This is a genomic window from Streptococcus oralis subsp. oralis (genome assembly GCF_002096455.1).
Lineage (GTDB): Bacteria > Bacillota > Bacilli > Lactobacillales > Streptococcaceae > Streptococcus > Streptococcus oralis_CY.
Window position 1 is genome coordinate 332083 of record NZ_NCUL01000007.1, and the last position, 14580, is coordinate 346662.

Sequence of the window (14580 nt, forward strand, 5' to 3'; positions counted from 1 at the left end):
ATTGGAAATTATGATGATAGAAATCGTTTACAAACAACATTAAAAATGGTATGATTTAATTAAACCGGTTTACTTAGTTGTTATAGATCTCCTTTTTGAGATTTAGTTCCTATTGATTTTACAATATGTTTATTGGAGTGTATACATGCAAACAAAAACAAAGAAGCTCATTGTGAGTCTGTCTTCACTTGTTTTATCAGGTTTTTTATTAAACCATTATATGACAGTTGGAGCGGAAGAAACAACTACGAATACCATTCAGCAAGGTCAGAAAAATCCCCAGCCTCAGCAAAGGGATGCTAAAAATTTAGTTGAAAATGGTGATTTTATTCAGACAGAGGACGGAACCAGTCCTTGGACAGGAAGTAAAGCCAAGGGCTGGTCAGTTTGGGTTGACCAGAAGAACAGTTCTGGTGACGCTTCAACTCGGGTCATTGAAGCTAAGGACGGGGCTGTAACGATCTCTAGTTCGGAGAAGCTACGAGCTGTAGTTCACCGTATGGTCCCTATTGAAGCTAAGAAAAAGTATAAGCTGCGTTTCAAGATTAAGACAAACAATAAAGTGGGTATTGCCAAGGTTCGTATCATTGAGGAAAGTGGTAAGGACAAGCAATTGTGGAATTCTGCAACGACATCAGGAACAAAGGATTGGCAGACCATTGAAGCAGACTATAGCCCGACTTTAGAGGTGGATAAGATCAAGCTAGAGTTGTTCTACGAGACAGGAACAGGCACAGTTTCGTTTAAGGATATTGAGCTTGTAGAAGTAGAGAAGCAACCGTCTAACCCTTCTCAAACAGATAATAAAACGCTTGAAGAAAAGATTGATTTACCTCTAGGCAAGAAACATGTCTTCGCTGTTCAAGATTATACTTATAAGATTGAAAATCCAGACCTTGCCTCTGTCAAAAATGGCATTTTAGAACCTCTTAAAGAAGGAACAACCAATATCATTGTCAGCAAAGATGGAAAGGAAGTGAAAAAGGTTCCTTTGAAGGTTCTGGCATCTGTTAGAGATGAGTATACAGACCGTCTCGATGACTGGAATGGAATCATTGCTGGGAATCAATACTATGATGCTCATAATGAACAGATGGCCAAATTAAACCAGGAACTGGAAGGAAAGGTGGCGGATAGCTTAGCCAGTCTTTCTACTCAAGCAGATCGTACCTATTTGTGGGAGAAATTTTCAAATTATAAAACGTCTGCGAATCTAACTGCCACTTATCGGAAATTGGAGGAGATGGCCAAGCAAGTGACCAATCCTTCTTCTCGTTATTATCAAGATGAAACCGTTATTCGAACAGTTAGGGATTCCATGGAATGGATGCATAAACATGTCTACAATAGTGAAAAAAGCATTGTTGGGAATTGGTGGGATTATGAAATCGGTACACCTCGCGCAATCAATAATACCTTGTCTCTGATGAAAGAATACTTCTATGATGAGGAAATTAAAAAATATACAGATGTGATTGAAAAATTTGTGCCAGATCCCGAACATTTCCGAAAGACGACTGATAACCCATTTAAGGCCCTAGGTGGAAACTTAGTGGATATGGGAAGGGTAAAAATAATAGCTGGTTTACTACGCAAGGATGATCAAGAAATTTCTTCTACCATTCGTTCGATTGAGCAAGTGTTCAAGTTGGTAGATCAAGGTGAAGGTTTTTATCAAGATGGATCCTATATCGACCATACCAATGTTGCCTATACAGGTGCTTATGGGAATGTCTTGATTGATGGCTTGTCCCAACTATTGCCAGTCATTCAAAAGACCAAGAGTCCAATTGATAAAGATAAAATGCAAAGCATGTATTACTGGATTGATAAATCTTTTGCTCCTTTGCTGGTGAATGGAGAGCTGATGGATATGAGTCGTGGACGCTCTATCAGTCGTGCTAATAGCGAGGGGCACGTGGCAGCGGTAGAAGTACTGAGAGGGATTCATCGGATAGCGGATATGTCTGAAGGAGAAATCAAACAGCGTTTGCAGAGCCTTGTAAAGACCATTGTTCAATCGGATACTTATTATGATGTCTTTAAGAATCTGAAGACCTATAAGGATATCAGCTTGATGCAATCCTTGTTAAGTGATGCAGGAGTTGCAAGTACTCCAAGAACAAGCTACCTATCTGCCTTTAATAAGATGGATAAAACAGCCATGTACAATGCAGAGAAAGGGTTTGGATTTGGTCTGTCGCTCTTCTCCAGTCGTACCTTAAACTATGAACACATGAACAAAGAAAACAAACGTGGTTGGTATACAAGTGATGGGATGTTCTATCTCTATAATGGCGATTTAAGTCATTATAGCAACGGCTACTGGCCAACAGTCAACCCTTATAAGATGCCTGGTACAACAGAGACGGATGCTAAGAGATCGGATAGCGATACGGGTAAAGTTTTGCCATCTGCTTTCGTTGGGACGAGCAAACTAGATGAGGCCAATGCGACAGCAACCATGGATTTCAGCAACTGGAATCAGACCTTGAGCGCTCATAAGAGCTGGTTTATGCTAAAAGATAAAATAGCCTTCCTAGGAAGCAATATTCAAAACACCTCAACTGACGCTGCATCGACCACCATTGACCAAAGAAAGCTTGAATCAAGTGATCCTTATAAGGTATATGTCAATGATAAAGAAACTACACTCACAGCTCAAGACAAGGATTTTGCGGACACTCAAAGTGTATTTCTAGAATCATCTGATTCGAAAAAGAATATCGGCTATTTCTTCTTCAAGAAAAGTTCGATTAGTATGAGCAGAACCTTGCAAAAAGGTGCATGGAAGGATATCAATGAAGGACAGTCAGACAAGGAAGTTGAAAATGAATTCCTTACGATTAGTCAGGCTCACAAACAGAATGGAGACTCTTATGGCTATATGCTCATTCCTAATGTGGACAGAGCGACCTTCAATCAAATGGTAAAAGAGCTGGAAGGTAGTCTTATCGAAAATAGCGAAAATCTTCAGTCTGTTTATGATGCCAAACAAGGAGTTTGGGGAGTCGTGAAATACGATGATTCGGTCTCTACTATTTCCAACAAATTCCAAGTCTTGAAACGTGGAGTCTATACCATTCGAAAAGAAGGGGATGACTATAAGGTTGCCTACTACAATCCTGAAACCCAGGAATCAGCGCCAGATCAAGAAGTCTTTAAAAAGCTAGAGCAAGCAGCTCAACCACAAACTCAGGATTCAAAAGAAAAGGAAAAAACTGAAGAGGGAAACAAGCAGTCTGATCAAAAGAATCTCCCTCAGACAGGAGAAGGTCAGTCAATCTTGGCAAGTCTAGGTCTTTTGCTACTTGGTGCGGTTTATCTATTCCGCAGAGGAAAGAACAACTAATTTACTCATCATCCAGATGAGTCCCTTGGAACCATAGAAAACAGAAAAATCCGAAGAAAGTCAAACGTCTTCGGATTTTTCTTTTTAAAAAGGATAAGTTGTAGCTTATCCTTTTTCACTTCATTTTATCTGAGTGTAACATACTGCTGGGCAATCTCGCTAATGCGGTCAAAGTCGCCTTGGGAAGCGAGTTTATTGAGTTCACCACCAATCCCGACGGCGTCTGCACCAGCAGCGAACCATTGAGGGATGTTGTTTAGGCCTACTCCTCCGGTTACCATTACGGAAACTTGTGGGATCGGTGCCTTGACTGCAGAGATATATTCTGGACTGAGAGCACTACCTGGGAAGAGTTTGATGATTTCACTACCGGCTTCAAGTGCTGTCGTTATCTCTGTGAGAGTAATACAGCCTGGAATGTAGGGAGTACTATAGAGATTGCACATTTTTGCAGTTTCAGCATGGAAAGATGGAGAAACAACATAGTTGGCTCCTGCAAGGATGGCATCTCGCGCTGTAACAGCATCTAGTACGGTACCTGCCCCGATACAAACACTCTTGTCTTCTTTGTACAAATCTACAAGTTCTCTGATGATTTGTCCTGCATACTGATTGGTATAGGCGATTTCAATAGCCTTGATACCACCCTTGATACAAGCAATCGAAGCTTGCAGTCCCTCTTCCTTTGTATTTCCTCGAATAACAGCGACAATTTTTTGTTTTTTTAGTTCAATAATCGTATCTGATTTGGTCATGTAATTCTCCTAACGAATGATATCTTGTGTATTTGCCAGTAATTTTTCAATACTAGCTGCCGAAGTGGAGAGGTGGTCTCCTGGGAGAGTGCATTTGAGAGTGGCACTGGCAACTGCAAAGTCAATAGTGTTTTTTAAGGAGGAATGATTGATTAGTTGATAGAGGGCTCCCGAGATAAAGGCATCCCCACTACCAACACGTTGATAGACTGCAGTTTTTAGTTGAACGGACTCTTCAAATGATTCTCCCAGAGCATAAGCCTGATAGACATTCTTATCTTGTTCATCACTAGAGCGCAGAGTATGGAAAATCGCTTTGAAATTGTAGCTTTCTTTTAACTGTCGCATGCGTTTTTCAACTTCGTCTAGGCTAGCGGTTTCCCTTGAGAACATCTGCAGGTTCTGCTCATCGATCATGAGAGGATCAATACCAAAGCAATAGTCGGCAAAACGAGCAAATTTAGAAAATTCATACTTGGCTTCTAGGACAGAGATCATCTTTGTTCGCAGGTTGAGATCCATGGAGATGACAATGCCCCGGCGCTTGGCCTCTTTTAAGAGTAGGAGTAGGAGCCTACGGACCTCGGGGCCAACAGCTACGGTGATGCCACTAAAATGAAAGTGGCTAATCTCCTGAAAGATAGAATCCATATCGAGCATGTCTGGTAGAATCTGGCTAATACTCGTATGCTTACGATCATAGAAAACTTCACTTTGGCGACAACCAAAGCCATTCTCTAAATAGTAGAGGCCGATTCGATCGCCAAGTCGACAGATTGAACTCGTATCGATTTGGTGCTGTTTCAAAAATGTGAGAAAACGATCTCCGATTTCGTTGGCAGGTAGGCCAGTAAAGACTTTTGTGGAGACTCCCAGAGCTTGCAAATTACAAGCGATATTCACCTCTGATCCGCCAAAATAGGTCGAGCTGGCAACATGATCTCCGATACTAGTGGCATCTAATGGTGAGATTCGGATTAATGGTTCGCCAAATAGTAATAGTTTTGTCATCCATTAGTTCCTTTCTGGTTTAGAATAGCTTTATTTGGCTAGAACTTCTTTCAAATAGGTCGCTACTTCTTCATCTTGGCAGTTTTCAAAGAAGTATTCTTGGAAATATTTGCCAGAGATGGTTTCTTTGAGGAAGTCTTGGTCGATATTTTTAAGAATAGTCATCAAATCCGTGTGAGTGATTTGTTTAACCTCGTTCAAGATACGAGCATTGCGTTGCTCAGGGATTACCCGTTCTTTCGGATAGCCACCGCCCATTTCTTCAGCAAATAAACGTTCAAACATCAATTTGAGGGTCAGTTCTGCTCCCCAGCCAAAGCCTTTGGCATAAGGGATAGACAAGGCGTTGCCCCCATTGATTTGAGAATAAAGATAAGCGTCAGTTGGATCCACTGCTAAACCACAGACAACACCAGGGAAGCTGTTTAAAGCAAGCATAGCACCCACACCTGTACCACAACCAGTAACAACAAAGTCGACTGCTTTTGTATTTAAAAGGATGGCAGCCATTAGGCCGTTTTGTACGTACGTTAATGGGTTTTCACCTTCTTCTCCACGCATACCATAGTTAAATAATTGGTAGCCTTTTTTATCTGTTGCTTCTTTTAGACTATCGTAAATGATGTGATTCTTGCTAGCTTGACTATTTTCATTGATTAATGCGATTTTCATAATGTCCTCTTTTCTATTTTTACTCAGGTTGTTTTCCGATGTAGGCTAAGATACCACCATCTACATATAGGATGTGGCCATTGACAAAGTCGCTAGCGTCACTAGCGAGAAAGACAGCAGGGCCCATCAAATCTTCAGGATTTCCCCAACGTGCAGCAGGTGTTTTTGAAATGATGAATTGGTCAAATGGGTGGCGAGAACCATCTTCTTGCAACTCACGAAGAGGTGCTGTTTGAGGAGTGGCAATATAACCCGGTCCGATACCGTTACATTGGATATTGGCTCCACCGTATTCAGATGCAATGTTGCGGGTCAACATTTTTAAGCCCCCTTTAGCAGCGGCATAAGCGCTAACTGTTTCACGTCCCAGTTCACTCATCATTGAACAAATATTGATAATCTTTCCATGACCTTTCTTTATCATAGAAGGAATGACCGCTTTTGAAACGATAAATGGTGCGTTCAAGTCAATGTCGATAACCTTACGGAAATCAGCGGCACTCATTTCGCACATTGGAACACGGCGGATAATGCCAGCGTTGTTAACGAGGATGTCAATGATTCCAACTTCTTGTTCAATTTGTTTGACCATGGCTTGGATTCCATCCTCATCTGTAACATCGCAGACATATCCATGGGCTTCGATGCCGACTTGACGATAAGCTTCAATCCCTTTATTGACCAAGTCTTGATTGATATCGTTAAAGACGATAGTAGCACCCGCTTCTGCATAGGACTTGGCAATCGCAAATCCAATTCCATAAGAAGCGCCTGTAATGAGAGCAATTTTTCCTTTTAAAGAAAACTGCTCAATTGAGAATGATGTATTTGTCATTTGATACTTCCTTTCAAATTTGTTAAGACTTCTCTATAACCAAATTATATTCTAGTAAACCGGTTTTGTCAATAATTAAATATTTATATTTCTTAAAATCTTTGTTTTCCTAAAAAACGGAATATTTTGAAATTTCTGTCTATTGTAATGGTTAAATAAACAATGAAAGCGCTAATATTTTTTTAAAAAAACTATTGACAAGATAAAAATAAAGGTTTACAATGGGAAATGTAAAGTAAACCGGTAAACTCAAACAAGGAAGGAGAAAAGATGGAAATTGTACTTGTAGGGCATGGACATTTTGCCACAGGAATTTATAGTTCTTTACAATTAATTGCAGGCGATCAAGAAAATGTGGAGGCGATTGACTTTGTGGAAGGAATGTCAGCAGATGAACTCAAGCAAAAAATCTTACTTGCAATTTCAAATGAAGAAAAAGTTTTAATCCTAAGTGATCTCTTGGGAGGAACACCATTTAAGGTTTCTTCTACTATAATGGGAGAAAATCCAACCAAAACAATGAATGTTCTCTCAGGTTTGAACTTGGCCATGTTAATGGAAGCAGTCTTTGCTAGAATGGCCCATGGATTTGATGAAGTTGCTGATAAAGCAGTGGCAGCGGCCCAAAGTGGAGTCGTAAATGGTAAAGAATTGTTTTCAACTGATGTAGAGGCAGAGGAAGAAGATTTCGAATCAGGTATTTAAAGGATTAAAGAATGATAAAAAAGATTACGATTGAAGAAATAAAATCGCCTGAGCGCTTCTTAGAAGTACCACTTCTGACGAAAGAAGAAGTCGGTCAGGCAATTGAAAAGGTTATTAGGCAGTTAGAACTCAACCTTGACTATTTCAAGGAAGATTTCCCGACACCAGCTACCTTTAATAATGTCTATCCAATCATGGGTAACACAGAATGGACCAATGGTTTCTGGACGGGAGAACTGTGGTTGGCTTATGAATACAGTCAACAGGATGCATTTAAAAACATGGCACATAAAAATGTTCTTTCTTTCCTGGAGCGTGTCAATAAGAGAGTAGAGTTGGATCACCATGATCTCGGTTTCTTGTACACACCGTCTTGTATGGCTGAATATAAGATAAATGGAGATGGAGAGGCTAGAGAAGCAACCTTGAAAGCTGCAGATAAGTTGATTGAACGCTATCAAGAAAAAGGTGGCTTCATTCAGGCTTGGGGAGACTTGGGCAAAAAAGAACATTACCGTTTGATTATCGACTGCTTGCTCAATATTCAACTCTTGTTCTTTGCTTATCAAGAAACAGGCGATCAAAAATACTACGATATTGCAGAAAACCATTTCTATGCTTCGGCTAATAATGTTATCCGTAATGACGCCTCATCCTTCCACACCTTCTATTTTGATCCTGAAACAGGTCAACCTCTTAAAGGTGTAACGAGACAGGGATATAGCGATGATTCGTGCTGGGCACGTGGGCAATCTTGGGGAGTATATGGTATTCCCTTGACTTATCGTCATCTAAAAGACGAGGCCTGCTTTGACTTGTTTAAGGGAGTGACCAATTATTTCTTGAATCGCCTGCCAAAAGATCATGTTTCTTATTGGGATTTGATTTTTAATGATGGTAGTGATCAATCACGAGATTCTTCAGCAACAGCTATCGCCGTCTGTGGGATTCATGAAATGCTAAAACATCTCCCAGAGGTGGACGCTGACAAAGATATTTATAAACATGCTATGCATGCCATGCTTCGTTCTCTGATTGAAAAGTATGCAAATGATCAATTTACCCCTGGTGGGACAAGTCTCCACCACGGTGTGTACTCATGGCATTCAGGTAAAGGAGTGGATGAAGGCAATATCTGGGGTGACTACTATTACCTAGAAGCCCTAATCCGTTTCTACAAAGACTGGAACCTATATTGGTAGGAGGAGAAATATGACGACGCCAAATATTATTATGACCCGTATCGATGAACGTTTAATTCACGGGCAAGGACAACTTTGGGTAAAATACCTGGGGTGTAATACAGTTATTGTTGCTAATGACGAAGTGAGCACAGATAAGATGCAACAAACTCTGATGAAAACAGTTGTGCCGGACTCAGTTGCCATGCGTTTCTTCCCTTTGCAAAAGGTTATTGATATTATCCACAAGGCGAATCCTGCTCAAACAATCTTTATCGTTGTGAAGGATGTAAAAGATGCTTTAACCTTGGTAGAAGGTGGTGTTCCAATTAAAGAAATCAATATTGGGAACATTCACAATGCCCCTGGTAAAGAGCAAGTGACACGCTCCATCTTCCTGGGTGAAGAGGACAAGACAGCCCTCAAGGAATTGAACCAAACTTATCAAGTAACATTTAATACGAAAACAACTCCAACAGGAAACGATGGAGCTGTTGAAGTCAATATTCTGGACTATATTTAAAAGAGGAGATCGTTATGTCGATTAATGTATTTCAAGCGATTTTAATTGGATTATGGACAGCTTTCTGTTTTAGTGGAATGCTGTTAGGGATTTACACCAATAGATGTATTGTTTTGTCGTTTGGTGTCGGAATTATTCTAGGTGATTTGCCTACTGCTCTTGCAATGGGAGCTATTGGTGAATTGGCTTACATGGGATTCGGTGTTGGTGCTGGAGGTACGGTTCCACCAAACCCAATCGGACCTGGTATCTTTGGTACCTTGATGGCTATCACTAGTGCTGGTAAAGTCAGTCCAGAAGCGGCTCTTGCTCTTTCTACTCCGATTGCTGTGGCGATTCAATTCTTACAAACTTTTGCCTACACTGTACGTGCTGGTGCGCCTGAAACAGCGATGAAGCACTTGAAAAACCATAATCTGAAGAAATTCAAGTTTACTCTAAATGCAACAATTTGGTTGTTTGCCCTTATCGGCTTTACCTTGGGTTGCTTGGGTGCCCTTTCAATGGATACCTTATTAAAACTCGTAGATTACATTCCGCCAGTATTGCTTACAGGTTTGACAGTTGCTGGTAAAATGCTCCCAGCTATCGGTTTTGCGATGATCTTGTCAGTGATGGCTAAGAAAGAGTTGATTCCGTTTGTCTTGTTGGGATATGTTTGTGCGGCTTATCTAAACATCCCAACAATTGGTATTGCAATTGTAGGTACTATCTTTGCTTTGATTGAATTTTATAACAAGCCAAAAACAGCGGATCATGTGGTAGAGGAGGAAGCACACGATGACTGGATCTAACAAATTAACAAAACGTGATTATCTTAAAACGTCTTTGCGGGCATTCTTTTGTCAAAATGGATTTAACTATAGTAACTATCAAGGGTTGGGGTATGCCAATGTGATGTATCCTGCTTTGAAAAAACACTATGGAGAGGATCAGGAAGGTTTTTACCAAGCCTTGGAAGAAAACTGTGAATTCTATAATACCAACCCACACTTCCTGCCTTTTATTACCAGCTTGCATCTTGTAATGTTGGAAAATGGCCGTCCGGCAAAAGAGACACGTAGCATCAAGATGGCCTTGATGGGGCCATTAGCAGGTATTGGGGATTCTCTCTCACAATTCTGTTTAGCTCCATTGTTCTCAACCATCGCAGCTTCTTTTGCTCAAGAAGGCCTGGTTGTCGGTCCAATCTTGTTCTTCCTTGCGATGAATACGATTTTGACAGCGATTAAATTGTCAACTGGTCTGTATGGATACAAACTAGGAACAACTGTGATTGATAAACTGAGCGAACAGATGGCAACGATTTCTCGTATTGCTAATATTATCGGTGTAACTGTAATTGCTGGTTTGGCAGCGACTTCTGTGAAGATTATGGTGCCAATCACCTTTGCTGCAGGGGAAGTTAAAGCAGATGCCAAACAAAGTATCGTAAGTATTCAGGGCATGCTTGATAAGGTAGCTCCAGCTCTTCTACCAGCCCTCTTTACACTTTTGGTTTACTACTTGATCAAAGAAAAGAAATGGACAACCTATAAACTCGTTATTTTAACAGTTATCATCGGAATTATCGGAAGCTGGCTTAAGATTCTAGCTTAATGGATACAACATTGTTTTATGGAATAGTGATTGTCTTGGCAGTGAGCCCCCTTTTACTGTCAAGCTTTCATTCTATTCGTCAGCAAAAGTTGCTTCGCAAACAGATGGAGCAACGACAAGAGTATTTAGCCTCTTTAACATCTGATGATGAAGTGTTGTTATTGTCTGGAATTCATGGAAAGATCATTTCTATCAAAGATGACTTGATCTCTTTGCAGATTGCAAAAGGAGTCGTCATCTATGTAGAAAAGGAAAGTGTAATGGGAAAGACAAAAGAACTGCTTTTTAAGTAGTTCTTTTTCTGGTAATAGATAATGAAAGAAGAAAGAAGACAATTTTTTGAAAGAATTGATGAGGACCAATGTCGTGACTATATCTTGTCTCAATGTTCAAAAAATTATGAGAAAGTTAAGAGTTCCCTTGAACGCTTGATGGACAATTGTTTTGTTTTTGATAGTCCTTGGGATATGGAACCTTGTTCAAAGATGCATCAAATACAACCTATGGCGTGGAATCAGTTTTTTGAAGATGATCCAGAATGGGCTTATATGCTCAATCGACAAGAGTATCTTTTGCAGTTTATGGTTGGGTATCTGGTAGAAGGAGATAAGGACTATATTCAAAAGTGCAAGTTTTTTCTATTTGATTGGATTGAGCAGGCGAGAGAGTTTTCTCCTCAATCTTTGATGACTAGGACCTTGGATACGGGCATTCGCTCCTTTACTTGGTTGAAACTGGTCTTGCTTCTCTTGAAATTTGATTTGCTAGAAGAGGAAGAACTAGAACAAATCCTGGCTAGTTTAGAAAAGCAGATTCATTTTATGAGAGAGCATTATCGAGCCAAATTTACTCTCAGTAATTGGGGAATGTTGCAAACTATTCCGATGCTTGCGATTTATCATTTCTTTTCTGATAAGATGGATTTAGAAGAAGTTTACCATTTTGCTTCAGAGGAGTTGAAAAAGCAGATCGAGACACAGATTTTAGAAGATGGGACTCAGTTTGAACAGTCAATTCTCTATCATGTAGAGGTTTATAAAGCCTTACTGGACTTGTGTATATTGCTTCCAGACTTGCAAGAAAGTTTTCAAGAGTTGCTGGAAAAGATGGCAACCTATATTCAAATGATGACCGGCTTGGATGGACGGACCTTAGCTTTTGGAGATAGCGATTCGACAGAAACGACAGAGATTTTGAGCCTGTCTGCTGTTGTTTTGAACAAGGAAGACCTTCTTGATGGCCTAGATCTTAAAGTCGATTTGGTTAGTCTCTTGTTCGTGGGGCAAGAAAAGGTCAAGCGACTGCAGGGATTTGAAAAGAGAGCTTGGCAGGCAAAGTCCATGATTTTTGAAGACTCTGGACATGTCTGCATTAAGGATGAACATCGTTATCTATTTTTCAAAAACGGTCCGCTAGGAAGTGCCCATAGCCATAGTGACGAGAATAGTTTTTGCTTACAGTATCAAGGTCAACCGATTTTCATAGATGCGGGGCGTTATTCTTATCGGGAGATAGATGAACGCTACCTCTTAAAGAGTGCTTGGAGTCATTCGACCTGCATGGTAGATGGGAAAGCTCCAGGGAGAATTACGGGGTCCTGGGAATATGAACACTATCCTCACTCCCTATTTTGTCACCACAAAGAAAGGGAGGGAGTGCATTATATTGAGGGAGCTTACTTGTCAGTAGAGTCTGATTTGTCTTATCTTCACAAGAGAAAAATCGTCATGCTAGTGGAAGATGTATGGTTAGTGGTGGATGACATCAGATGTCAAGGTCGACATGAGGCATTGACCCAGTTTATTCTAGACAAGGAGATGACCTACCAAGGTGGGAAAATTAATCAGTTGAAGCTATGGAGTGCAGTTGATTTTGATTTGGAAGATACTATCATTTCTCCTAAATACAATGAGCTTGAAAAAAGTAGCAAACTCACCAAACGCCAATCCTTTGAGAATCAGATGCTGGATTATACAATCATTGCACATGAGAGTTTTAAAATCATCCGCCATTCTGTCTACCAGACAGATGGTCATAAAGTAGAAAATGCTCTGGCTTTTGAGGTGAAAAATGACAAAACAGACAAGCTGATTTTGTTATTAAGCGAAGATATTTGTATAGGTGAAAAATTGTGTCTTGTTGACGGAACAAAAATGCGTGGAAAATGTCTGGTATATGATAAAATAAATGAGAGAATGATTCGCTTGCAGTGCTAGAAATAGGTTTCCTGAATAGTGAATATGTTATAATGAGTATTAGTAGGAGGTGTTTTAGATTGGAGAAGAAACTGACCATAAAAGACATTGCAGAAATGGCTCAGACCTCAAAAACAACCGTGTCATTTTACCTAAACGGGAAATATGAAAAAATGTCCCAAGAGACACGTGAAAAGATTGAAAAAGTTATTCATGAAACAAATTACAAACCGAGCATTGTTGCTCGTAGCTTAAACTCCAAACGAACAAAATTAATTGGTGTTTTGATTGGTGATATTACCAACAGTTTCTCAAACCAGATCGTTAAGGGGATCGAGGATATCGCTAACCAGAATGGCTACCAAGTAATGATAGGGAATAGTAACTATAGCCAAGAGAGTGAGGATCAGTATATTGAAAGTATGCTTCTTTTGGGAGTGGACGGATTCATTATTCAGCCGACCTCTAATTTCCGAAAATACTCTCGTATCATTGATGAGAAAAAGAAAAAAATGGTCTTTTTTGATAGTCAGCTCTATGAACACCGGACTAGCTGGGTCAAAACCAATAACTATGACGCTGTTTATGATATGACCCAGTCTTGTATCGAAAAAGGTTACGAGCATTTCCTCTTGATTACAGCGGATACGAGTCGTTTGAGTACTCGCATTGAGCGGGCAAGTGGTTTTATGGATGCCTTAACAGATGCTAACATGCGCCATGCTACTTTAACCATCGAAGATGAGCATACAGACTTGGAGAAAATCAAGGAATTTTTACAAAAAGAAATCAATCCTGATGAAAAAACTCTGGTATTTGTTCCTAATTGCTGGGCCCTACCTCTGGTCTTTACCGTTATCAAAGAGTTGAATTATAACTTGCCACAAGTTGGCTTGATTGGCTTTGACAATACGGAGTGGACTCGCTTTTCTTCTCCAAGTATTTCGACGCTAGTTCAGCCTGCCTTTGAAGAGGGACAACAGGCTACAAAAATCTTGATTGACCAGATTGAAGGTCGCAATCAAGAAGAAAGACAACAGGTCCTGGATTGTAGTGTGAGTTGGAAAGAGTCAACTTTCTAAGATGAAAGGGAAATGACTTGTGATTTCTGTTAAGAATGTAAAGAATCCCACCTAGAACATGCTAGGTGGGATTCTTTGTCTATATAATGAGAAATTAGCGAATCTTGGTCTATTTTTTAACGTGTTCCGATAAAAAGGCGTAGGTCATGGTTCCAAAGATTGCTCCAGCCCCAAGGCTACATACTAGCAAAGGTAGCAATCTTTCAATTTGGAAGAGATTTTCCCAAAATGTATCGAGGGGAAGATGCTGAACAAAGAGTTTATGAAAAATTAGTAAGAGGAAGAGACCAAGCTGAATGCTGAGAAATACACTCCAACTACGAACTTTGATTTGACTTTTGCTGTAGCTTTTGTGATGAATCTCGGACTGGTCGTCCTTGTCCAAATGTAAGTCTCGAACTGCTAATCTCGCCCTGGACGAGAGGATGAAGATGAGTCCAAAATAGAGGTAGGGCATAGCATCTCGAACCAACTCTATAAAGCGTCCAAATAGGAGATAGAACAAGAAGAGTAGGAGGGAGGAGTAAACGATTTGGATCAAGGCTCGAGCACCAGCTCTGTAGATTATCTCTTGGCGGCATTCATCAAAGGGGCCTTGTATGTGAAAGAATAGTTTGAGTAAGCGAGTGGTGAAATCTTTTTTTTTCATGGGAGCGATCTCCTAAATCAA

The 14580-nt window shown here is 40.2% G+C and carries 14 protein-coding genes; 9 read left to right on the plus strand and 5 right to left on the minus strand.

Going from position 1 to position 14580, the window contains the following annotated elements:
- Positions 1-145: 145 nt before the first annotated feature.
- Complete coding sequence (locus tag B7720_RS04055) at positions 146-3352, plus strand: LPXTG-anchored hyaluronate lyase (RefSeq protein ID WP_162281765.1); 3207 nt, start codon at positions 146-148, stop codon at positions 3350-3352.
- A 125-nt stretch (positions 3353-3477) separates the two neighbouring features.
- On the opposite strand, the gene B7720_RS04060 is transcribed toward B7720_RS04055, so the two are convergent.
- From B7720_RS04060 to B7720_RS04075, 4 genes are read right to left on the minus strand one after another with little or no spacing between them, the layout of a single operon-like run.
- Positions 3478-4107 carry a bifunctional 4-hydroxy-2-oxoglutarate aldolase/2-dehydro-3-deoxy-phosphogluconate aldolase gene (locus B7720_RS04060; RefSeq protein ID WP_084856640.1) on the minus strand — a complete coding sequence of 210 codons (630 nt, stop codon included), beginning with the start codon at positions 4105-4107 and terminating at the stop codon, positions 3478-3480.
- Positions 4108-4116: 9 nt separating this feature from the next.
- Positions 4117-5118: a sugar kinase gene (locus tag B7720_RS04065; RefSeq protein ID WP_084856642.1), complete on the minus strand. Its 1002-nt coding sequence runs from the start codon at positions 5116-5118 to the stop codon at positions 4117-4119.
- 30 nt (positions 5119-5148) lie between these two features.
- Positions 5149-5790 (minus strand): RpiB/LacA/LacB family sugar-phosphate isomerase, encoded by a 642-nt coding sequence (locus tag B7720_RS04070; protein WP_084856644.1) that lies wholly within the window; start codon positions 5788-5790, stop codon positions 5149-5151.
- A gap of 19 nt (positions 5791-5809) precedes the next feature.
- Positions 5810-6625 (minus strand): gluconate 5-dehydrogenase, encoded by an 816-nt coding sequence (locus B7720_RS04075; RefSeq protein WP_084856646.1) that lies wholly within the window; start codon positions 6623-6625, stop codon positions 5810-5812.
- 270 nt (positions 6626-6895) lie between these two features.
- Between B7720_RS04075 and B7720_RS04080 the strand changes: the two genes are divergently transcribed.
- From B7720_RS04080 to B7720_RS04115, 8 genes are read left to right on the plus strand one after another with little or no spacing between them, the layout of a single operon-like run.
- Positions 6896-7330: a PTS sugar transporter subunit IIA gene (locus B7720_RS04080; RefSeq protein WP_084856649.1), complete on the plus strand. Its 435-nt coding sequence runs from the start codon at positions 6896-6898 to the stop codon at positions 7328-7330.
- Positions 7331-7341: 11 nt separating this feature from the next.
- Positions 7342-8532 (plus strand): glycoside hydrolase family 88 protein, encoded by a 1191-nt coding sequence (locus B7720_RS04085; protein ID WP_084856651.1) that lies wholly within the window; start codon positions 7342-7344, stop codon positions 8530-8532.
- 10 nt (positions 8533-8542) lie between these two features.
- Positions 8543-9034 carry a PTS sugar transporter subunit IIB gene (locus B7720_RS04090; RefSeq protein WP_084856653.1) on the plus strand — a complete coding sequence of 164 codons (492 nt, stop codon included), beginning with the start codon at positions 8543-8545 and terminating at the stop codon, positions 9032-9034.
- A gap of 14 nt (positions 9035-9048) precedes the next feature.
- Positions 9049-9828, plus strand: a complete 780-nt coding sequence (locus B7720_RS04095) for a PTS mannose/fructose/sorbose/N-acetylgalactosamine transporter subunit IIC (protein WP_084856655.1) — start codon at positions 9049-9051, stop codon at positions 9826-9828.
- Entirely contained in the window at positions 9815-10633 is an 819-nt protein-coding gene (locus B7720_RS04100) for a PTS system mannose/fructose/sorbose family transporter subunit IID (RefSeq protein ID WP_000148013.1), read from the plus strand. Before B7720_RS04095 ends, B7720_RS04100 begins: the two co-directional genes overlap by 14 nt.
- Positions 10633-10926 (plus strand): preprotein translocase subunit YajC, encoded by a 294-nt coding sequence (locus B7720_RS04105; protein WP_000381735.1) that lies wholly within the window; start codon positions 10633-10635, stop codon positions 10924-10926. Before B7720_RS04100 ends, B7720_RS04105 begins: the two co-directional genes overlap by 1 nt.
- Before the next feature lie 21 nt (positions 10927-10947).
- Positions 10948-12849 carry an alginate lyase family protein gene (locus B7720_RS04110; RefSeq protein WP_084856657.1) on the plus strand — a complete coding sequence of 634 codons (1902 nt, stop codon included), beginning with the start codon at positions 10948-10950 and terminating at the stop codon, positions 12847-12849.
- A gap of 59 nt (positions 12850-12908) precedes the next feature.
- The gene (locus B7720_RS04115; protein WP_162281766.1) at positions 12909-13910 is read left to right on the plus strand and encodes a LacI family DNA-binding transcriptional regulator; all 1002 of its coding nucleotides are present in this window, start codon (positions 12909-12911) and stop codon (positions 13908-13910) included.
- 109 nt (positions 13911-14019) lie between these two features.
- Here B7720_RS04115 and B7720_RS04120 read toward each other — a convergent pair whose 3' ends face one another.
- A complete protein-coding gene (locus B7720_RS04120) occupies positions 14020-14559 on the minus strand; it encodes a DUF3278 domain-containing protein (RefSeq protein ID WP_084856662.1) in 540 nt (179 codons plus the stop codon).
- Positions 14560-14580: the final 21 nt, after the last annotated feature.